This window comes from Geobacter sp. PheSNFMC, from assembly GCF_059620965.1.
Window position 1 is genome coordinate 13,187 of sequence record NZ_JCAMRN010000010.1, and the last position, 21,354, is coordinate 34,540.

Sequence of the window (21,354 nt, forward strand, 5' to 3'; positions counted from 1 at the left end):
CATGTAATTGCTGATGCTTGGTGGCATTGTTTCTTGGCGCGCTCCTTGCTAATATGATCGATGGATCGTTGCGGCTAGCCCGTCCTGCCGGGAACGGGGGGGGTGAATTGCTACTGCTCGAGAGGTCGAATATGCGCTTTAGTTTCAAGAACCAGGGGACTGTCCGGACTATCTTCGGGGCAGCATTTCTGTTTATGGCGCCGGTTGTCGCCAATGCTGCGTCGATGGGAGATTACTGCGTCCAACCGGCGTTCATAGCCGCCACTGTTCCGCCGCAAGTGCTGTTCAGCATGGGGAAAGACCACAAGTACTACTTCCCCGCATTCAATGACGCCTCTGACGTGGATGGCGACGGCAAACTTGACACTACCTATGACCACAGCATCACATACTATGGATACTTTGATCCCTACAAGTGTTACACCTATATGACCTCCGGGGGCGAAGCAAATACGTTTATTGCCACCGGCGACACCTATGATCCGGTAAATCAGTCTGTTGATGCAAAGTACTGCACAGGTACTAATGCCGGCAAATGGAGTGGAAATTTTCTGAATTGGCTCACCATGTCGCGGGCCGACATCATCAAAAGAGTCCTTTACGGTGGTTACCGTACCACTGACAATTCATCTTCGACTTCAGCAGTCATTTCAGGCGAGAATATTCCCCAGGATGGCCATAGCTGGGCTAAGGAGTATGTTGGAAGCGACGCCACGAAGCTTTTTCCTGGTGCCGTCACCAACAACCGCGCCCTTTTCTGCGTTACCAGCAACGGTGCCTCCTCGAAACCGGTGTCTCAACTGCGTGTCATCCCCGATGTTACGGCGGTGACCGGCGTGACAGTGTCAGGGGGGCTCCGTGCATGGCATTGGGTGAACGTTGAGGGAAACGGCAACATATGTTCGGTGTCAGCCATAGACAAAAATGGTGACGGTGTGGCTGACAGCCATGCCAGCCTCGTCCCCACCAGCCAGCGCTTCGACATCAACGTCAAGGCATGCGGTGATCTGCTCGGCTACGAACTGGCTTCGGGTAAATGCGCCGCTTATGGCTCTAATTACAAACCAGTGGGTGTTCTGCAGTCCTATGGTGAGCGCAAGGCTCCCGGAGCAGGCAAGGTCTGTTCAAAGGACATGGCAACGCCCTGCAGTTCCAACAGCCAATGCTCTTCCATCAACAAGGGGGCATGCATTGATCAGGTGAATATGTACTTCGGGCTCATGACGGGTTCGTTCAAAAACCCGAAGGCAGGAGGAGTCCTCCGCAAAAACATCTGGAGCTTCCTGAACGAGGTGAACTCCTCTGCGGGTAACTTCCAGACTTCTAATACCGACCAGAAGGGACTCATCATACAGTCCATCGAGAGCATGAAATGTCCAACTACCTATCCTATTTCCCAGCGATGGGGGAATCCGACGGGCGAGATTCTGTATGAGGGACTCCGTTATCTGAAGGGGTTGCAATCCCCGACGCCTCAGTACGTAGCCGGCATAAGCGACGGTAGCGACGACGGGCTGAGCCTCACCATGCCCGCGTGGGATGCCCCGGAAGCAATATTCCCCATCTGCTCGCAGCGGTTCATTCTCCACTTAAGCGACATTTACAACAGCTTCGATACGGACCAGATACCGGGGACAGCTTTTTCCTCTTTCTCAAACAGCGCGGGCAATCTGCCCAACTTCGATCTCGGGGCCCTTGCCGACAGAATATTCGTCAATGAAAACAAGCCCTCCACGTCAATCACCGCCATGGTGGGGCAGAGTGGGACTACGGCGGGTGCGAATACCGATGGCACCTGTTCCGAAAAGACACTCACCGGTTTCGCCTCTGTCCGCGGGATCTGTCCTTCGGAACCGGACCTCGAGGGGGGGTATTCCCCTGCAGCAGTTGCACTTTACGGGCACAACAACATGAATGTAGCAACCTTCGCGGTTGGCTTCAATTCGCTTGTCCCCGAAATCACAGTGAAGACGTTATCGGGCTCCTTTGCAACGATAGTCCCCTATGGTAAGTCCGTCTCCACCGACAGCAGCCTGGGATGGAGTTGCTCTACCGCGAACTTCACATTTGCAGTCGACGCTTCGGCAAACGGAAAAGGGGTTGTTATTACCCCCAAAAACACCACTGGCAAATGTCCGACTCTTCAGATGGTCCGCACTTACGTGGTTGATACCCCGCTGTATCACTCGGGAACCAGTGATCTGAAATACATCAAGTTCAAGTCGAGCTTCGATGACGTAGGTGGCGGCGACTTTGACATGGACGTGCTTGCCGACTACACCATCTGCGCCGGGTCGATCAACACATCCGATCCCCTTTACACCAGTGGGAAATGCCCGTCGCTCTCCAGCGATCAGGTATCGATCAAGGTTGAACGGGTTTACTCCCAGGCCGGCAATGCAGCGGCATTCGGTTTCACTGTCGCGGGTGCAGGTTCGGCAAACGGGACCTACCTCATCGCGGAGCATACGGGGAGCAATCGGCCATGGGGGGCGGGCATCTCAACCACAAGTGCCACGCGAATCTTCACGGCTAGTGGCGAAAGTGGGAAACTCCCCGAAAATCCGCTCATGCTTGCCGCCAAATATGGCGGATTCAAGGATTCCGACGGGGATGGCCTTCCTTATATGGACGCAACCTGCGGTACCGCCAATCCGAATCCACGCTGTGCCGAGTGGGACGAAAAGGGCGACGGACTTCCCGATACCTATTTTCCGGTCAATAATCCCAACGAAATGGAGAGAAAGCTCAAGGAGGCCTTTGACGCCATCCTCGCACGTACTGCATCGGGGACAGCCGCTTCGATTCTCTCCAACAGCGAAGGAAGCGGTGCCAATATACTCCAGGCCATATTCTTCCCCAAGAAGATATACGAAAATCAGACTGAAATATCCTGGTCCGGAGAGATGTACAATCTCTGGTACTATATAGATCCCCGCATATCGGGGAGCACCATTCGGGAGGACGACGACTATGTTCCTGCCTCGTCGCCTCCTCCTGACAATGACCACGTTCTCAATATAGGAACGGCGAACGTGATCAAACTCGCCTTTAACAGCGCCGCCAACCAGACGCTCATGACGAGGATCAGGCCCGATGGCTCACAGGAAACAGTGTCCCCCGACGATCCCGAATTCGGCCTCAAAAGTATCTGGAGCGCAGGAAAGCTGCTGTGGGGACGTTCTGCCGCAAGCCGGAAAATCTATACGCAACTTGCAGGCACGCTGGTGGATTTCACGGCCCTTACTACGGCTTCGGCCTCCACGCAGCAGTATCTTCAGGCATCAAGCCAGGCCGAGGCCAATAATATCATCAGCTTCGTCAAGGGGGACGAGCCTGCGGGGTACCGTAAGCGTAGCGTAACGATCGGAGGAGCCACGAACGTCTGGAAACTTGGAGATATCGTTTCTTCCACGCCACGCCTGCAGTCGACACAGCCGATCGGCAGCTACCAGCTTTCGTCTCCTCTGGGCTATGACGATTTAACGTACAAGAGCTTCACGGAAACAACCGGATACCAGAATCGGGGCATGGTCTATGCCGGGGCCAATGACGGAATGCTTCATGCTTTCAAGCTCGGCAAATTGACCGTAAAAGGCCCTGGCATTACCGGCAATATCAAGGCAACTCTCTCGGGCAACAAGCTGGGAGAGGAACAGTGGACGTTCATTCCGCGCAATGTGCTGCCCTACCTCAAGTATCTCGGTGACGTCAATTACAAGGAAAACAATCATATCTACTATGTGGATGGTACGACCCAGATCTTCGATGTAAGCACCGGCATCCCCGCTGGCTGCACGGAATCCAATTACTGGCAGTGCCCAAAGGCGAGCGACGGGTCGAGCTGGAGAACCTACCTTGTCGGCGGAATGGGGATCGGAGGCGCCTCACGGAAACTCGGCGATGCCGCATGCACTGATAAGACCGCTGCCGGCACATGCGTTAAGACACCGATTCTCGATCCGGCGGACAACACCAAGGGGCTCGGATTTTCGTCGTATTACTCTCTTGATGTGACAGGCCAGTACTTCGGCACCGACCCGAACACCAACACCCTTCAGAATCAGCCGAGCCTCAAATGGGAGTTCAATAGTCCGCAACTCGGGTTCACTACCACCGGGCCGGCGATCGTTCGCCTCAATGCCCGGACCTATGATGCGGCAAAGGGAAAATATGTATCGGATCGGACTAAGAACGGTCGGTGGCTGGTCGTATTCGGCTCAGGCCCCACCGGTCCCATCGATACGACGCTCAGGCAGTTCAAGGGAAAATCCGACCAGAACCTCAGGCTCTTTGTGTACGACCTCGAAAGGGGGCCCACGGCGGGCAATTACTGGGTCATCGATACCGGCATCACCGAGGCGTTTGCCGGATCCCTCAACAGCGCAGTGGTCGATACGGACCGTCCAAACAAAAATGCCGATGGGTATTATCAGGACGATGCCCTGTATGTCGGATACGTGCAGAAAGCGTCCGACGGTAGCTGGACCAACGGTGGAGTGCTTCGGGTGATCATTCCCGACAGTGTCAGCCCCGATGACGTCGGCTTCAACCCCTCGACCCAGTGGAAGGTGTCGAAGGTTATCGACGGAATCGGTCCCGTAACGTCATCGGTGGCAAAGCTGCAGGGCAAGAATCTCTATCTCTTTTTCGGCACGGGACGTTACTTCTTCAACGGGGACGATGCCAACGCCACGACCCGCCGCCTGTTCATGGTAAAAGAACCCTGCTACAAGGCCACGGTGATCCATGACGACAACACCAAGACTGTCTTTGATATCGACGATTCATCCAGTTCCACCTGTGCGGCCGCTCCCCTCACGCTCTCTGATCTGACCGACCGGACGGCTGGCACGGCAAACGAATCTGTCGACAAAGGCTGGTACATCACTCTTGATCAGGGGGAGAGAGTCATTACGGACCCTGTCGCTACCGTTAACGGATCGATTTTCTACACTACATTCGTGCCCGAGCCGGATATCTGCAAGTTCGGCGGGACCTCCTACCTGTGGGCAGTGAAGTTCGATTCAGGATACCAGCTTGATGAAAGCGCCAAGGTTGGGAAAGTGCTCATTCAGGCTTCAACCGGGGGGTTTGAGGAGGTAGATCTGGCAACCGCGATGGCAGGGACGAACAGCAAGCAGGGACGGCGCATGAATGAGGGGATTATCGGCAAGCCGGCTTCCGATGCACCGCCGATCATTTCCAAGGCGGGGCTCAAGCCGGTCAAGAAAATACTCCATATCAAGGAGCGGTGATATGAGACAAGGGGGCTTCTCCCTTGTTGAACTGGTGGTTGTCATGGGGATCGCAATGGTTCTGATCGCTATCGGCACCCTTCAGTTCAATGAATACAGTCGTAAAAACGCCATCGAGAGTCAGGCGAAAAAGCTCCAGGCCGATCTCCTCAGGACAAAGGCAGATGCCCTTCTCCAAAGAAGAGACCGGGCAGTGACATTTTCTTCGTCCCAGTATTCCATCTACTCATCCTCCGTTACAACGGTAGGCCCGGTGCAACAGGTCGCGGTGAAAAATGCCATTTCGTCTGATATCGCCGGACAGCTAGTGTTCGAGAAGTCAGGGCTGGTTACCGATCCGTCCATGGCCAACAGAGCAATCTGTGTGGGGCCGAGCGGTAATCGGGCAGCAGTCGATAGTGTGGTCATCACGGATACGCAAATACGGATTGGGAAATGGAGTGCCGGCAACTGTGAAATGGCAAACATTACGCTCAAATGATAGCGGCTTCACGCTCCTTGAAGTGCTTGTCGCCATGGTCATCATGGTGGTTGGGCTGTTGGGGCTCCTTCAGGCGGTGAATGTCTCGATGGAGCATAATCTTCGGAACATGGCGCGTGATGAGGCATCCAGAATTGCGGACGAACGAATGAATTCGCTGCTTGCCCGTCCCTTCGACAAAATTTCCTCAACTTACTCGCCGGAATTCGTCCCGAGCAGGATTCGCGGCGTCAGCAAAAACTACACCGTAGAGAAGAAAAGCACAGAGGTCGGGGGATCATCGCTCCAATTGGAAGTGCTGGTTTCGTGGGCCTATAAAGGAACGACCCAACAACAGGAACTCGTCTCCCTCAAGACGCGCTGAACATGGAAGGACGTCAGATGTTGAAAGAGCGGGGTTTCTCACTTGTCGAGCTGATAGTGGTCATGGCTATTTTTATGGTCGTCATCATCATCAGTGGTAATGCATTCGAGCGTATTCTTCTCCATTCGGGGCAACTCGGCAAGTCAGCCCAGTCGGAAATCGAGGGGGTCATCGGGCTCGAAATCTTCAGGAGGGACATCGAAGTGGCGGGATTCGGCCTTCCTTGGTCTTTCCAGGACGCGCCAACGGCCTATGAAGAGGTGAGTGTCGATCCTGATGAAATAATAAAAGATTTTGATCCCGCAACTCTTAACGACATCCCTCCGGCTTTACCCAGGGCAGTGGTCGACGCTACGATTCCCGGCGCAAACAAGATCATTGACGGAAGTTCCGACACGAATTCCGGTACCGATTATCTTGTCATCAAGTCAGCCGCCCTGTCCGCTCCTCCCGATGCCGGAAGGTTCTCCTACGTAAACTACTCGGGCAACGAACTCTCAAACAGGAGTTATCTCGTGGACCGGAACGGTCCGGATGATGTGAAGGATGGCGACCGAGTCATCAGCATCCTGTCGACATTTTCCGCTGAAAGGGGTGACAACAGGCAACTGTTGATGAATGGAGCATCTTTTTTCTACACGGTCAACGGAAGTGAGCCGGTACATAGCGCATTCAAGCCTTCGGGCGAAGATGAGAGGGTCGATGTCTACAGCATAGACAGTTCGAGCGATCTCAGGATGCCTTACAACCGGGCTGACTATTATGTGAAAAAGCCGGCAACAGGAGTGCCCCCCCGTTGCAACCCCGGCACGGGAGTACTGTTCAAGTCTCGTGTCGCCCAGGGCGCGGCTTCCGGCAATACCGGCTACGAACACTATGCTCTGCTTGACTGTGTGGGAGACCTTCAAGTCGTTTTCGAGCTGGATACATCCGGCGCATCCCACAGTGGCGCCCGATCGATCCGGGCAACCCTGGCAGGTCTGTCCGCCCAGGAGATCCGCGAACAGCTTCGGACGGTAACCGTGTATATTCTCACGCATGAAGGAAAAAAAGACCCGTCCTTTTCGTACCCTGTAAATGATCCCAGCGAGGTGGTGGTCGTTTCAGACCCACATGTAAAGAGCGCCGGTCGCATCTGGAAGCAGGCCGACATGCTCAACGCGTTTGGAGCTGACTGGCGGAACTACCGCTGGAAGGTTTACGCAGTCAGCGTAACCCCTAGAAATCTCCTCCAATGAGCATCGGGTGGATCCTATGAAAATTCTTGACAATGAACGAGGGGTGGCTCTGGTAACCTCGCTTCTGCTTACGCTGATCTCGCTGGGAGTCGTCCTGACGCTGCTATATCTCGTTCTGCAGGGGACAAAAATGTCCGCGGCGAGAAAGACCTATGCCAACTCACTGGAAGCGAGCTACGGCGGGGTCGAAGTGGTTACCAAGGAAGTGATTCCCTATCTGTTCGCCAATATCAGTTCCTCGACGAAAATGACTGATCTCCAGTCGTCCTTTGGGGGCAACAGTCTCACTTTCTACGTGTCTGACGCATGCATCAAGCAGAAACTCGCACTACCGGCCGAGTTGTGGTCGGCCTGCTCCGATGCCCAGAAATCTCAGTCAACTGACACCATTAAAAGTGCACCCGACTTGGGCTTCAAGCTCAGAGGAACATCCGGCAAAGCAGGGTTTAACGTGTATTCCAAAATTGTCGATACATCGCCCGGCAATTCAGATCCGTCATCGCAGACATCGGGAGAGGCTGAATGGTTCCTTGCTGCCTCGGGCGCCGCCTATAACCCCGTTGTTGCCGGCAGCGGCGGTGTAAAGGTTAAACATATTCCAGGGGTGTACAAACTTGAGGTCCAGGGAGAACGTGAAACATCTTCGCAGGAAAAGGCGACCCTGTCCGTACTCTATGCGTATTAACCCATGTCGGCTGACAATTTATGGCACTTGAGGTGCCGATAGTGTCAATTGGCTGACAATAACGGGTGAGGGGAGTCTGGCAATACATCGTCACGGCCGGTCAATGTTCATGATATCGCCCTGTTATGAGTTGTGAGGTCTGCCGGGTTCATTGTGGAATCCATATTGCATTTTTGCTGCTAAATCGTGCCTATTGTTACTGGTAGGCCTTCATATGATATCGATAATACTAAACCATCCGCGAGGATGGGGCGGAAAGCCTACAGGGTCTCACTGAGACAGCCGGGTTGCCGAAATATCACCACCGTGATAGTCGGCCCCGGCTTTTCTTTTGCCCGGGTCCGATGGCGGAGCGGGACACCAACGCATGACCACCATGAAATTATCCTCAAGTTTTCCTGTGTTGACACCGATAGTTACACTATTGGCGTCAATTTCGCATAAAAGGTTTCAATTTGTTTCAAGTGTAACTAATAGCTTGACTTTCGATTCAATTCCGGTAGATTTCGCGTTGAATCATATAATTATTCGGGATAATGCAATGAAATACCGAAACAACGTGAAGAAGATCAGGGAAGAACGGCTCATGAGCAAGGCTGAACTGGCTCGGCTTGCGGGCGTCTCCCCGGCAACCATAGAGAGAATCGAGCGCGGCGAGGAATGCCGCATGGAAACCAAGAGAAAGATCCTCCTTGCTCTTGGTTTTTCGTTGTCCGAAAAGGACGCGGTGTTTATCGACTGATCTCGGACGGGATGGGGCGTATGCTTTTCTCCAAAAAGAAAGAAATCGTCGGCATCGACATCGGCTCCAGCTCCGTGAAGCTCGTTCAGCTCAAGGAGCAGAAGGGGGGGTGGCAACTGGTCAATGTCGGCATCCAGCCCTTGCCTCCCGAGGCCATTGTCGATAATACCCTCATGGACAGCTCGTCCGTTATCGAAGCGGTCAAGGGGCTCATGAAGGGACTTTCCGTCAAGGTCAAGGATGTGGCCTGCTCCATTTCCGGGAACACGGTCATCATACGCAAGATCAAGCTTCCGGCCATGACCCCCGAAGAGCTGGAAGACCAGATTCAATGGGAAGCGGAACAATACATCCCCTTCGACATCAACGATGTGAACATTGATTTCCAGATCCTGGAACCCGACGAGGACGATCCCTCCCGCATGAACGTCCTGCTCGTGGCCAGCAAAAAGGAAATTATCAACGATTATGTCAACGTCTTTGCCGAGACGGGTCTCAGGCTCGTGATCGTCGATGTGGATTCCTTCGCGGTCCAGAACGCTTTTGAACTCAATTACGAAACCGATCCCGAAGAGGTGGTTGCGCTCATCAATGTCGGTGCCAGCATTCTGAATCTCAATGTCGTCAGGGGGGGAAGCTCCCTTTTTACCCGCGATGTGCAGGTGGGAGGGAATCTCTTCACCGAGGAGATCCAGAAGCAGTTCGCCTTGAGCAGCGAGGAGGCAGAACAGGTGAAAGTCACCGGCGAGTACCCCGACAAGGCCAAGCTGAAGGATGTCATCGCCCGCGTCAACGAAACCCTGGCCGTGGAGATGCGCCGTTCGCTCGATTTTTACAACACAACCGCGAACGAGGGAAGAATCGCCAGGGTGTACCTGAGTGGAGGGGCAGCCAAGAGTTCCATGCTTGCCGAAGCCGTGCAGAACAAGTTGGGCGTTCCGGTCGAGATGCTGGACCCGCTCGCGAAAATCACCTGCAGCGAGAAAGAGTTCGACCCCGAGTACCTTCGGGAGATCGGGCCGCTCGTGACGGTTGCCGTGGGGCTGGCCACGAGGAGGGTGGGTGACAAATGGTAAGGATCAACCTGCTTCCGGTCAGAACGTCCAAAAAGAAGGAAACTGCCAGGCAGCAGATGGCGATTCTGCTTGTTTCGGTGCTGGTGGTCCTCGGCGTGGGGCTCGGCCTGTTCGGCTACGCCCAGGCAAAGATCAAGACGGCAAAGAGCGATATTTCCGGTGCGGAAAGCGAATTGCAGCGGCTCAAGGGGAAAATCGGCGAGCTCGAGAATATCAAGAAGCTGAAAGATGATGTCACAAAGAAGCTTGACGTGCTCGCCCAGTTGCGCAAGGAAAAAACCGGCCCCGTGCGCCGTCTGGCTACCCTCAGCGATGCGACGCCGGAGAAACTCTGGCTCACCAAGTATTCCGAGAACGGACCGAACGTCAGCATCGGCGGCATCGCCGTGGACGAGGATCTGATCGCCGCCTTCATGCGCAATCTCCAGCAAACGGATGACTACACAAACGTCGAGCTGGTCGTGTCCGAGCAGACCGAAGTCGGCGGTGTGAAGGCGAAACGGTTCGAGCTCACCTGTGCCATCAAGGCGCTGAAAAAAGAAGAGCCCGCGCCGGCTAAGAAAAAATAAGGCCATAGGCCCCGGAAAACATTCTCAAGGACTCCCAATGGACGCGAGAATAGAAAAACTGCTCAAGCTCCCCAACAGACAGAAGATTGCTCTCCTGGCGGCAATTCTTGCGATAGAAGGGGCTGCCCTGTATTGGGGGCTGTACGCTCCTCGCCAGAAGGAACTTGCGGACCTGCGCGGGAAGCTTGAGAAGCTCCAGCACGAGGTCCAGGAAAAGACCCGGATCGCCAACAACCTTCCCAAGCTGAAAAAGGAGTATCAGCAATTGCAGAAGGACTTGGAGAGCGCGCTTACCGAGTTGCCCAACCAGAAGGAGATACCCTCGCTGCTCACGGGAATCACCAGCGTAGGTAAAGGGGCGGGCCTCGATTTTCTCCTCTTCAGGCCAAAGGGCGAAGAACCCAAGGACTTCTATGCCGAAGTGCCGGTTGATATCTCGGTATCGGGCTCGTTCTACGGAGTGGCGAATTTCTTTACCGCCGTCGGCAACCTGCCGAGGATCGTCAACATAACGAACGTATCGTTCACCGACATCAAGCCCATGGGCGGCAAGACCACCGTCAAGGTCAACTGCCTGGCCACGACCTTCCGCTTCATCGAAAAGAAAGAGACCAAGGATGACAAGAAGAAATAGCCTATCGATTCTTGCCGTTTTGGTGGCTCTCACCTTTGTCTCGGCTGGCTGCGGAAAGAAGGAGCAAGCGCCTCCTCCGACTCCTCCCCCAAAGGCCTCCCCTGCACCCCAGGCACAGCCTCCGATCCAGGGCCGAACCACCTCCGCCGCGATTGTCCCTGCGACGGGCCTTGCCCAGTACGACTTCACCAGCCGCCGTGACCCGTTCAAACCCTTTCTCCAGGCCAAGGCTCCCGGAAAATCCCCGGCCGTGCGGGGACCGGCCGCCGGTCTGCTGCCGATCCAGAGCTACAACGTGGAGCAGTTCAGGATTACGGGCATCATCGTCGGGCTCAGGGAAAGCAAGGCGCTCATCGTTGATCCGGCCGGCAAGGGCTATGTGGTGAAAGAGGGCATGAGCATCGGCGCCAATAACGGTGTGATTACGAAAATCGCGCCTTCGTATCTGGAAGTGAGCGAGCGATATACCGATGATTTCGGCAAGGTGAGGAAGCGGACGGTCAAGCTTTCTCTGGCGAAGAAACAGTAAGGAGTCCCCATGAGAATCCAGACGACACTCTCCCGGAAACTCGTCCTGATGTCACTGCTGGCCGTGTTCTGCGGATGCGCTGAGGTTCACTCCAGCGTGAAGGGCGACGCCATGGCCGAGCAGGTCAAGGGGGGCGTCCTGCGCGAGATCAAGGTGGCGGAAACGGGTGAGGGCGCCCGAATCGTGCTGTCAGCCGACCGGCCCTTGGCCTACACGTTCTACAAGACGGCTGATCCGCCCAAGGCGGTCATCGACTTGGCCCGTACCGAACCGGGCGCCATTGCGTCGCCGATGGAGGTGAACTCCGATACCATCCGGCGCATTGAGACGGTGCGGTACGGAGAAGGCGCCACGGCCATGACCCGCGTGGAGGTATATCTCACACGCGACACCGAGGTGAACGCGGCCATCGATGCCAGCGACAAAGGAATGCTTGCCCTTGCCGTGGCACGTCCTGCCGTGGCCGGTGCGCCCGCTGCCGCCGAAGCCGCGCCGGTTGCTGCCCAGGCCCGGGAAGGCGTTGCCGGTTCCCCGGTGACGGCCGACCCAGTCCCGGCAGTAGTTCAGGCGCCCGTTGCCGCGAAGCCTCAGGCTCCGATAGCTCCTGTCCTTTCCTCGCAGACCGGTTCCCCCGTTATCAAGGCCATCGAATCGCAGAATGGCTACCTGCTGATCGAAACAACCGGAGAAATAAGGGACTTCAAGTCCTTCCGCCTTGCCAAACCCGATCGGCTCGTGGTGGATATCGCGGACGCCAAGCTCGGAATGAACTCAAAGGTCATCCCGCTGAACGCCTTAGGCATAGGCACGGCCCGCATTGGCGCCTATCCCGACAAGGTCAGGATTGTACTTGACGCCGCAGGAGGCACTCTTCCTCCCTTTGGCGTGACAAAGGGGGCGACCGGCCTGGTGGTTGCACCGGCTGACAGGGTTGTTGAAGCACCGCGTGCTGCCGCCCCTGCGCAGCCTTCCGCCTCAGTATCCCAGGCGCGGCAGCCGGAGCCGGTCAAGCCCGCCGAACCGTCAAGGGGTTCAGCCCCTGCGGTTGAGTCCATTGATTTCAAGGTGATTGATGGGACCTCGCGCATCACAGTTGCCGTCACCGGCGCCTGTGCCAACGACAAGCCGGCGAAAACCGCCGACGGCTTCAGCGTGACGCTCAGAAACTGCGTCCTTCCCAGGAAGCTGCAACGTCATCTCGATACGGGCGCTTTTGCCAGTGTCGTTCAGAAGGTTACTCCCTACCAGGTGAAGACCAAGGGGCACAGTGACGTAAAGATTCAAGTTCTGCTCCGCCAGCCCGCATCCTACGATGTCAGGCGTGAAGGGGACCTGCTGCAGATGAATATCAGGAACCCCGAAGGCTTCGAGCCTCCGGTGGCGGATGTGCCTGCCTCTCCCGCGCTTCAGGATGGCAAGGCCCAGGCTGCTGTCCGGCAGACCCCCAGGGAGTCCGATCCGCTTGCCGGCGTCGCCCCGTCGGGCGGAACAAAGAAGGTGTATACCGGGCGCCGCGTGACGCTTGAATTTTCCGATGCCGATATCCGCAAGATATTCCAGCTCATCGCCGAGGTGAGCAATCTCAACTTCCTCGTGGGCGACGACGTTTCCGGCACCATCAGCCTTAAGCTGGTCAACGTTCCCTGGGACCAGGCCCTTGATGTCATTCTTGAGAACAAGGGCCTGGGGATGCAGCGGGACGGCAACATCGTCCAAATCCGCCCCAAGTCCAAGATCCAGACCCTGGCTGACGAAGAGCAGGCCCTGAAGCGGGCCAGGGAACGGGGCATGGAACTGAAGACGGAAGTCTTCGACATCAACTTCGCCACAGTGGGGGATATCGTATCCCAGTTCAACACCGTCAAGAGTGAGCGGGGAACCATCAGCCAGGATGCGCGGACCAACCGGGTGATCGTGAAGGATATCGAGCCGGCTCTGGCTGAAATGCGTGCCTTGCTCAAAAATCTGGATTTGCCTGAAAAGCAGGTGCTCATCGAAGCGCGTATCGTGGAAGCAACCTCCACCTTCACCCGCGACCTGGGTGTCCAGTGGGGGCTCCATTACAAGGATGGGTCAGCCTCGATTCTCAATGTCAATGCCATGGATGCCGGATTCGGCGGCATCGTGACACCGCCGCCAGCAAGCGGTTTTCCTACAGCCACGTCTTCCGGCGGTGCGGTAGGCATTTCCTTCGGCAAGCTCACCAACAACTTCCAGGTTGATCTTCGTTTGTCGGCCGCTGCCGTTGCCGGTCTCGTCAAAATCGTGTCGACACCGAAGGTGGTTACTCTCAACAACAAAGCAGCGAAGATTTCCCAGGGCCAGTCTATCCCGTATCAGACAACATCCGCAGAAGGAACCAAGACCGAGTTCGTCGAAGCAGCGCTCACTCTCGAGGTAACTCCGCATATCACCGCCGACGGCAGTATCTCCATGAAGATCAAAGCGTCCAACAACTCAGCCGGCACGGGATCACCTCCCCCCATTAACAAGAAGGAAGCAACCACGGAGCTTTTGGTTAAGAACAGTGAAACCACGGTCATTGGCGGCATTTACGTGGACAGTGACACGGATGAAAACCGCGGCGTGCCGTTCCTGATGGACATTCCCCTGCTTGGCTGGCTCTTCAAGTCAAACACGAAGAATAAAACCAAGACGGAATTGCTGATATTCATAACGCCGAAAATCGTATCCTAACCTATTGTGGAGGAAGGCATGATATTAAAGAAACTGAGCGGTCTTCTCTTGATTGCAGGGCTATTGATTGGCGGATGTGGCGGAAGCGGTGGTGATGACCTTGTCGGAGGCCTGACTCTCAATGCCTCAACTAATGATTTAACGGCAGGTAACTACCAGGTAACTGCAACGGCAAAGTATACGCACCCTTCAAAGGACCCTCTCGGTACCGAAATTGCCTTCAATACGAGGGTGTATACCAATATCTCTACTCTTGCGACATATAGTGCAACATATAAGGTAAACTCTTCCGGTGAGGTCGGGGTTGTTTATCCGGTTGTTCGACAGAGAAGCACACCAATATTCTATGACATCAATGCCAGTACTGGAGATTTGAACCAATTTAAAACTGTTTCCGTGCCAGCAGTAAGTTCACTGGCTGTTAATCCGACGGCATTGTCATTCGCCGACACAGATACGGTGGGAACAGCTAAAACCCTTGCTTTAAGCGGCGGCGTCACTCCATTCTCGGTCTCCTCCACTACTGCCGATGTGGAGGCGAGTGTCTCTGACAGGACTGTCACCGTCATATTGATGGCAAATCCAGTTGGACCTCAAACTGCAACGCTAACAATTACCGATGCCCTCGGTACTAGGCTTATGGTGCCAATTGGCTATTGATTGCCGCTGATTAATCATGATGAAGGATAAAGAAATGCCAGGGGGGTCCCCTGGCATTTCTTTGCCTGAGAGGTATTCATGCTACGTTACCTGACAGCCGGTGAATCCCACGGCCCGCAACTTACGGCAATCATCGAGGGGTTGCCGGCAGGACTGAACATTACCGAAGAGTCGATCAACCGCGATCTTGCCAGGCGCCAGTGCGGCTACGGCCGCGGCGGCAGGATGAAAATCGAGCGGGACGAGGTTCAGATTCTCTCCGGCGTGCGCTGGGGGGAGACCATCGGGTCACCGGTGACGCTCTGCATCATCAACCGCGATTGGATCAACTGGCAGGAGAAGATGTCTCCCAACGCACGGCACCGGGACGAGAAAATCCGCGTGACCCGCTCCCGTCCCGGCCATGCGGACCTGCCGGGAGCCATGAAATACGATCACCGGGACGTCCGCAATATCCTGGAGCGCTCCAGTGCCCGCGAGACGGCGGCGAGGGTGGCGGTTGGTGCTGTTGCCAAGGCGTTTCTCGCCTCGTTCGATATTGAAGTGAACGGCTTTGTTTCAGAGGTGGGGGGGATACGCGCCGAGCGTGGCGCTCTTCCGCTGGAGCGGATGAAAGAGTTGTCAGCCGCGTCCGAACTCTTTACCTATGATGCCGAGGCCGAAGAGCGGATGAAGGCCTTTATCGATGGCGCACGTGAGGCTGGCGACACGGTGGGCGGGGTGGTGGAGGTCATCGCCTCCGGCCTGCCCGTGGGGCTCGGCAGCCACGTGCAGTGGGATCGCAAGCTTGACGCCCGCCTGGCCATGGCGGTCATGAGCATTCAGGCCATAAAAGGGGTGGAGATCGGGCTCGGTTTCGATGCCGCCCGCCGCCCCGGTTCCCAGGTCCATGACGAAATCTACTATGACCCCGCGAGAATAGGCCGGGGCGAGCTTTCGGGCTTTTACCGCAAGGGCAATAATGCCGGCGGCATTGAAGGCGGTATCACAAATGGCGAGGATATCGTCATCCGTGCTGCCATGAAGCCGATCCCCACCCTCTATCGGCCGCTCCGCTCCGTCGACATGCAGACCAAAGAGCCCTTCGAGGCCACGGTGGAGCGTTCCGATGCCTGCGCCGTTCCCGCAGCGGCGGTGGTGGCAGAGGCGGTTGTGGCCCTTGAATTGGCCAATGCCATGCTGGAGAAGTTCGGCGGTGATTCGCTCGGGGAAGTACGGCGCAACTATGAGGGGTATCTGGAGTATCTCCGTGCCTTCTGACGGGCGCAACGTGGTCCTGACCGGTTTCATGGGGACCGGCAAGAGCACGGTGGGAAAGCTCCTGGCAAAGCGCCTCGGTTACTGCTTCAGCGATCTGGACGCGCTGATCGTGGGTCGGGCCGGCATCTCCATCAACGAGATATTCGAGCGTTATGGGGAACAACGGTTTCGCGAGCTGGAAACGGAAGCGATCCGTTTCCTTTGCGGCGTTTCCGGCCGGGTGGTGGCCACCGGGGGAGGGGCGGTTATTGCGCCCCGTAACAGAGAGTTGCTCCGCAAGGCGGGCCTTGTGGTGAATCTCACGGCCTCGCTTGAGGTGATCCTGTGTCGGTTGAAGGGGGATCGGGAGCGACCGCTGCTGAAGAGCAACAACACTCCGGAGGCCCTGGCCGCGCTCATGGCAGGTCGTGAGGACGCTTACGCCGATGCGGACTTGAGGATTGACACTGCCGGCAAAAGCGTGGAAGATGTGGTCACCGAAATCGCCACCTTTGTCCGGGAGCATCAATGACCATCGAGACGCTGAGAGTAGAACTCGGTGAACGGAGCTACGACATCCGCGTCGGCTCGGCGATCATCGGCACGATCGGCGCCGTGTGTCGTGACGCTGTGGCCGGCAGGCGCGTGGCTGTCGTGACCAATACTACCGTTGGTCCCCTCTATGCGGGCGGCGTGGCCGATTCGCTGACTGCCGCCGGTTTTAACGTGCTGCGCATTGAGATCCCCGATGGAGAAGAGCATAAGACCTCGGCCACCCTCAATCGCGTCTATGACAGACTCGTCAACGGCGGATTGACGCGGGACTCCCTTGTTGTCGCCCTGGGCGGAGGGGTGGTTGGAGACCTGGCCGGTTATGCCGCGGCAACATATCTGCGCGGCATCCCCTTCGTGCAGGTTCCGACCACGCTCCTCGCCCAGGTGGACAGCAGTGTGGGGGGCAAGACCGGCATCAACCATCCGCTGGGCAAGAACCTGATCGGTGCCTTCCACCAGCCCAGGGCGGTTCTCATCGACGTGGACACCCTTGCCACTCTTCCCCGGCGCGAGTATCTCGGCGGGCTTGCCGAAGTCATCAAGTATGGCGTGGTGCTCGATGGTGAGTTCTTCGCCTTTCTCGAACAGAATGTGAGCGCTCTTCTCGGGCGCGACCGGCAGACGCTGGTCCGGGCCATAACGCGTTGCTGCGCGCTGAAGGCCTGGGTCGTGGAGCAGGATGAGCGTGAGGCCGGCCTTCGGGCGGTTCTCAACTACGGGCACACGTTCGGCCACGCCGTGGAGGCGTTGACGGGCTATACTGCCGTGCTCCACGGGGAGGCGGTCGCCATCGGTATGGTGCGGGCCGCTGTCCTGGCAGAGGCCCGGGGATACTCCTCGGCCGGCGATACCCGGCGGATTCGAGCACTGGTGGAGGCGGTGGGGCTGCCGACCGGGCTTCCGTCGTTTGACGCAGACAGCTATCGCGACGTACTCCTGCGCGATAAAAAGGCCCGGGATCGGGGGCTGGACTTCGTTCTCAACCGGGGAATCGGCAGCCACGAAATCGTCAGGATCGAAAACCTGTCTGAAGTATTCGGCATCTGCGGCGTGGGGGAATGACCATGGAACACGGAACCGAATCGTTCTGGACCGATATCAAGCGCTATGAGGATATCCTGGCCAAGGATCCCGGGTCGTACTGCTTTGCGCCTCTTTCAGAGTTGTATCGCAAAGTGGGGCTCCTGGACGACGCCATCATGACGGCCCGCACGGGGATCGGGCAGCATCCGGAGTATGTCGGGGGGTACATGGCCCTCGGACGCGCCTGCTTCGAGAAGGGTGAGCGGACGGAGAGCAGGACGGCCCTGGAGAAGGTCGTACGGGTCACACCGGATAATCTCCTGGCCCAAAAGCTTCTCAGCCAGATCTATGGTGATGCCGGGGAAACCGATCTCGCCCGCCGGTGCCTGGAGATCATCCTTTCCCTCAATCCCGATGATCTGGAAAGCAGGCTCATGTTCGACGCCATGTGCCGGCAACCCTTTGAGAGCTCTGGCTATGCCGACGACCTCTTCGACGGTGCGGGCGCCGATGTGGAAGATGAATCGTTGCTGGAAGAGATCGAGATTATCGAAGAACTGGTTGACGAGGGGGTCGACGGGGAAGAGGTTGCAGCCGTTGCAGAGCGCACACCGCCTCCGCCGCTCGCGGAGGAGTCGTTCGCGGGCCTTCTTCTCGATGAAGAGCCCGCAGCGAATGCTGGCGTCCCGGGTCTGCACGATGTCCTGAGTACCGGCACCATCGCGGATCTCTACATAGCACAGGGGTTCCCCAAGAAGGCGCTCGTCATCTACCGTGAGCTGCTGGATGCCGACCCCCTCAATGAGGCGCTCCGCAACCGGATGGTGGACCTCAAGAGGCGCATCGATGAGGACGAGGCCCGCGCCCGCGAATCTGTCCTGATGGAGGGTGGTCCCTCCGTGGCCATGGCTGCCGGCGACGCGGAATTCGGCGAAGACGTGGCCGCGGGCACAGGTGCTTTCGAGAGTGAGGCGGTTTTCGGCTCTGCCGGCGAGTCGGCACCCCAGGTTGATACTCCCCTTGAGGACGCTGCAGTGACCAGGTCGTCGGCCAGCGTTGCAGGGGGGGATGGGGCCGCGGCCCATGTAGTCTCTGTGCTCGAAGGGTGGCTCGATTCCATTCGGAGGATACGCCAATGCCGTTCAGTGCCGCACTGAAGCAGATCGTCGACGGGGTCGAGGGAGGGCTGGGCGCGGCCATCATGGGCTACGACGGTATCCATATCGACGAGTATCTCAGGGAAGATCCCCCCATGGACCTCCATCTCCTGGCCGTTGAGTACGCCACCGTGCTCAAGGAGGTCAAAAGGACGGTCGATGTGCTCGGGACCGGCGACATGGAGGAGGTTTCCGTCGCTACCGAGCGGTCGCGGGTCATTGTCCGGGTCATAAACGACGATGCGTTTTTGGTCCTGACTCTCGAGCGGGACGGCAACTACGGCAAAGGGCGCTACCTGTTGCGCCTTGCCGCCCCGAAACTGCGCGAACTGCTGTCGTAAGCCAGCCTCTCCGGAAAAGGAGCACATGCATGCGCATTCTCGTGGTGCACGGCCCGAACCTGAATCTGCTGGGAACCCGCGAACCGGGCATCTACGGCACGTTAACCCTTGATCGGATCAATGAGTCTCTGGTAGCCTTGGCCGATGAGCTGGGGTGTACACTCTCCTTGTTCCAGTCCAACAGCGAAGGGGCGCTGGTCGATGCCATCCAGGCCGCGGCGGGAACCTGTGCCGGCATTCTCATCAACCCGGCCGCATATACCCACACCAGCGTTGCCATTCGCGACGCCCTCACCGCAGTGGCGTTGCCGGTGGTTGAGGTGCATCTTTCAAATATCCATCGCCGGGAGGAATTCCGGACCCACAGTTTCGTCGCACCCGTTGCCGTGGGGCAGATCACGGGGTTCGGCGCGGACAGCTACCTGCTCGGGTTGCGCGCCCTTTTTACCCACATTGAAAAAGGGATTGTCACCAAGGGTTGAAACATGTTACAAAACAGGCTCAATAAGGCCCGGAGTCATGCTGAAAAACACGATGTTGATGCCATCGTGTTTTTTAACATGAGTAACGTTCGGTACCTTTCCGGATTCACCGGAAGCGATGGTGCAGTGGTCCTCGGGAGGGAGGCGTGCTGGTTCCTCACCGATTCACGCTACACCACCCAGGCGTCCCGTCAGGTTGCCGGGTTCCCGACGGTCGAATATCGCATCAAACTCGACGGGATCGCTGAGCTGGCGCGGGAACAGGGATTCCGCCGGATCGGGTTTGAGTCTGAACACACGACGGTTGCCGTGTACGAGTCCCTGCGGCAGAAACTCCCCGAGACCGAACTGATGCCCATCGGTGATGAGCTTGCCCAGCTCCGGCTGATCAAGGACCCCTCGGAATGTGAGATCTTGTCCCGTGTCGCCCGGTTGGCCTCCGAGGCCCTGCTGTCAGTCCTGCCGTTGGTGAAGCCGGGCGCCGTGGAGCGCGAACTGGCCCTTGAGCTCGAATTCGCCATGCGCCGCGCCGGTGCGGAGAATTCATCCTTTGATTTCATCGTGGCTTCCGGCGAACGGGGAGCCCTTCCCCACGGACGTGCCAGCGACAAGGCACTGGCTGCGGGAGAACTGGTTACCATCGATTTCGGCGCACGGTACGAAGGCTACTGTTCGGACGAAACCGTGACCGTTGCCGTGGGCGCCCCCGATGAGCGCCAGCGCCAGGTCTACGGCATTGTCAAGGAAGCTCACGATCGGGCGATTGCCGCGGTCAGGCCCGGCACTGAATTGCGGGAAGTCGATCGGATCGCCCGCGGATATATTGAAGAACAGGGCTACGGCGCCTTTTTCGGCCATGGCCTCGGCCACGGCGTCGGCCTTGACGTCCATGAGAGGCCGGTCGTTTCCCCCCGGAGCGAGGGTGTAGCGGCTGCCGGCATGGTTTTCACCATCGAGCCGGGCATCTACATTCCCGGCTGGGGTGGCGTGCGGATCGAAGACACGGTCATCGTTACCGAGCATGGTTGCCGTCCTATTACCATGGTTCCCAAGGAACTCATGATTTTGTAACGCCGTTGGCACGTCCCGGCGGCGATACCCGTCAAAGGAGATACGATACATGGATATCAAGGATCTGAAGTCACTCATAAAAATGGTTACCGAAACCGACATCACCGAGTTCGAGCTGGAGGGAGCCGAGGAGAAGATTCACATCAAGCGCGGCTGCACTTCCCAGGTGGTCCAGTATCAGGCCCCCGCGCCCATGATGGCCATTCCCCAGCCTGTTGCCGCACCGGTTGCCGCTGCTGCGCCCGCCCCGGCTGCAGCTCCTGCTGCCCCCGCTCCCGCCGTGGCGGCCGGCAAGGAGGTAGCCTCTCCCATCGTCGGTACCTTCTATCGTGCCCCGGCCCCTGATGCGGCCCCTTACGTGGAAGTCGGCCAAGTGGTGGAAAAGGGGCAGGTCCTCTGCATCGTTGAGGCCATGAAGCTCATGAACGAAATCGAGGCCGAGTTTCGCTGCAAGATCGTCCAAATATGCAAAGAGAACGCCCAGCCGGTGGAGTTCGGGGAGCCCCTCTTCATCGTGGAGCCGATGTAGCTCGTCCCGGCCGTCATTGGAGAA

At 57.3% G+C, this 21,354-nt stretch carries 20 protein-coding genes and 1 riboswitch; all 20 genes read left to right on the forward strand.

Going from position 1 to position 21,354, the window contains the following annotated elements; all coding sequences use genetic code 11:
* The first annotated feature begins 131 nt into the window (after positions 1 to 131).
* The 20 genes from AC6CDK_RS03640 (at position 132) to accB (ending at position 21,330) form a co-directional block, all read left to right on the forward strand.
* A complete protein-coding gene (locus AC6CDK_RS03640) occupies positions 132 to 5,258 on the forward strand; it encodes a pilus assembly protein (protein ID WP_052269397.1) in 5,127 nt (1,708 codons plus the stop codon).
* A gap of 1 nt (position 5,259) precedes the next feature.
* The gene (locus AC6CDK_RS03645) at positions 5,260 to 5,739 is read left to right on the forward strand and encodes a pilus assembly FimT family protein (protein WP_052269398.1); all 480 of its coding nucleotides are present in this window, start codon (positions 5,260 to 5,262) and stop codon (positions 5,737 to 5,739) included.
* The gene (locus AC6CDK_RS03650; protein ID WP_039644031.1) at positions 5,711 to 6,103 is read left to right on the forward strand and encodes a type IV pilus modification PilV family protein; all 393 of its coding nucleotides are present in this window, start codon (positions 5,711 to 5,713) and stop codon (positions 6,101 to 6,103) included. The genes AC6CDK_RS03645 and AC6CDK_RS03650 overlap by 29 nt, the downstream gene beginning before the upstream one ends.
* A 17-nt stretch (positions 6,104 to 6,120) precedes the next feature.
* Positions 6,121 to 7,341: a PilW family protein gene (locus tag AC6CDK_RS03655; RefSeq protein ID WP_161792675.1), complete on the forward strand. Its 1,221-nt coding sequence runs from the start codon at positions 6,121 to 6,123 to the stop codon at positions 7,339 to 7,341.
* 16 nt (positions 7,342 to 7,357) lie between these two features.
* Entirely contained in the window at positions 7,358 to 8,026 is a 669-nt protein-coding gene (locus AC6CDK_RS03660) for a pilus assembly protein PilX (protein WP_192905046.1), read from the forward strand.
* 218 nt (positions 8,027 to 8,244) lie between these two features.
* Positions 8,245 to 8,321: riboswitch (cyclic di-GMP riboswitch) on the forward strand.
* A gap of 246 nt (positions 8,322 to 8,567) precedes the next feature.
* Complete coding sequence (locus AC6CDK_RS03665; protein ID WP_010942676.1) at positions 8,568 to 8,768, forward strand: helix-turn-helix transcriptional regulator; 201 nt, start codon at positions 8,568 to 8,570, stop codon at positions 8,766 to 8,768.
* Positions 8,769 to 8,788: 20 nt separating this feature from the next.
* Complete coding sequence (pilM, locus tag AC6CDK_RS03670; RefSeq protein WP_039644036.1) at positions 8,789 to 9,844, forward strand: type IV pilus biogenesis protein PilM; 1,056 nt, start codon at positions 8,789 to 8,791, stop codon at positions 9,842 to 9,844.
* Complete coding sequence (locus AC6CDK_RS03675; protein WP_039644038.1) at positions 9,838 to 10,413, forward strand: PilN domain-containing protein; 576 nt, start codon at positions 9,838 to 9,840, stop codon at positions 10,411 to 10,413. The genes pilM and AC6CDK_RS03675 overlap by 7 nt, the downstream gene beginning before the upstream one ends.
* A 37-nt stretch (positions 10,414 to 10,450) precedes the next feature.
* A complete protein-coding gene (locus tag AC6CDK_RS03680) occupies positions 10,451 to 11,047 on the forward strand; it encodes a type IV pilus inner membrane component PilO (RefSeq protein ID WP_039644040.1) in 597 nt (198 codons plus the stop codon).
* Positions 11,031 to 11,576 carry a pilus assembly protein PilP gene (locus AC6CDK_RS03685; protein WP_066357286.1) on the forward strand — a complete coding sequence of 182 codons (546 nt, stop codon included), beginning with the start codon at positions 11,031 to 11,033 and terminating at the stop codon, positions 11,574 to 11,576. The genes AC6CDK_RS03680 and AC6CDK_RS03685 overlap by 17 nt, the downstream gene beginning before the upstream one ends.
* 9 nt (positions 11,577 to 11,585) lie before the next feature.
* Positions 11,586 to 14,273 carry a type IV pilus secretin PilQ gene (locus AC6CDK_RS03690; RefSeq protein ID WP_192905045.1) on the forward strand — a complete coding sequence of 896 codons (2,688 nt, stop codon included), beginning with the start codon at positions 11,586 to 11,588 and terminating at the stop codon, positions 14,271 to 14,273.
* An 18-nt stretch (positions 14,274 to 14,291) separates the two neighbouring features.
* Positions 14,292 to 14,933: a hypothetical protein gene (locus tag AC6CDK_RS03695; protein WP_145915390.1), complete on the forward strand. Its 642-nt coding sequence runs from the start codon at positions 14,292 to 14,294 to the stop codon at positions 14,931 to 14,933.
* A gap of 78 nt (positions 14,934 to 15,011) precedes the next feature.
* Complete coding sequence (aroC, locus tag AC6CDK_RS03700; RefSeq protein WP_039644045.1) at positions 15,012 to 16,193, forward strand: chorismate synthase; 1,182 nt, start codon at positions 15,012 to 15,014, stop codon at positions 16,191 to 16,193.
* Positions 16,159 to 16,704 (forward strand): shikimate kinase, encoded by a 546-nt coding sequence (locus tag AC6CDK_RS03705; protein ID WP_039644047.1) that lies wholly within the window; start codon positions 16,159 to 16,161, stop codon positions 16,702 to 16,704. The genes aroC and AC6CDK_RS03705 overlap by 35 nt, the downstream gene beginning before the upstream one ends.
* Positions 16,701 to 17,789 carry a 3-dehydroquinate synthase gene (gene aroB / locus AC6CDK_RS03710; protein WP_039644049.1) on the forward strand — a complete coding sequence of 363 codons (1,089 nt, stop codon included), beginning with the start codon at positions 16,701 to 16,703 and terminating at the stop codon, positions 17,787 to 17,789. Before AC6CDK_RS03705 ends, aroB begins: the two co-directional genes overlap by 4 nt.
* A gap of 2 nt (positions 17,790 to 17,791) precedes the next feature.
* Entirely contained in the window at positions 17,792 to 18,907 is a 1,116-nt protein-coding gene (locus tag AC6CDK_RS03715) for a tetratricopeptide repeat protein (RefSeq protein ID WP_226048186.1), read from the forward strand.
* Positions 18,886 to 19,248 carry a roadblock/LC7 domain-containing protein gene (locus tag AC6CDK_RS03720; RefSeq protein ID WP_039644053.1) on the forward strand — a complete coding sequence of 121 codons (363 nt, stop codon included), beginning with the start codon at positions 18,886 to 18,888 and terminating at the stop codon, positions 19,246 to 19,248. The genes AC6CDK_RS03715 and AC6CDK_RS03720 overlap by 22 nt, the downstream gene beginning before the upstream one ends.
* Before the next feature lie 29 nt (positions 19,249 to 19,277).
* On the forward strand, positions 19,278 to 19,730 hold the full coding sequence (gene aroQ / locus AC6CDK_RS03725) for a type II 3-dehydroquinate dehydratase (RefSeq protein WP_039644055.1): 453 nt from the start codon (positions 19,278 to 19,280) through the stop codon (positions 19,728 to 19,730).
* 3 nt (positions 19,731 to 19,733) lie between these two features.
* Entirely contained in the window at positions 19,734 to 20,801 is a 1,068-nt protein-coding gene (locus tag AC6CDK_RS03730) for a M24 family metallopeptidase (RefSeq protein WP_192905043.1), read from the forward strand.
* Between the two features lie 49 nt (positions 20,802 to 20,850).
* Positions 20,851 to 21,330, forward strand: a complete 480-nt coding sequence (gene accB, locus AC6CDK_RS03735; protein ID WP_192905042.1) for an acetyl-CoA carboxylase biotin carboxyl carrier protein — start codon at positions 20,851 to 20,853, stop codon at positions 21,328 to 21,330.
* Positions 21,331 to 21,354: the final 24 nt, after the last annotated feature.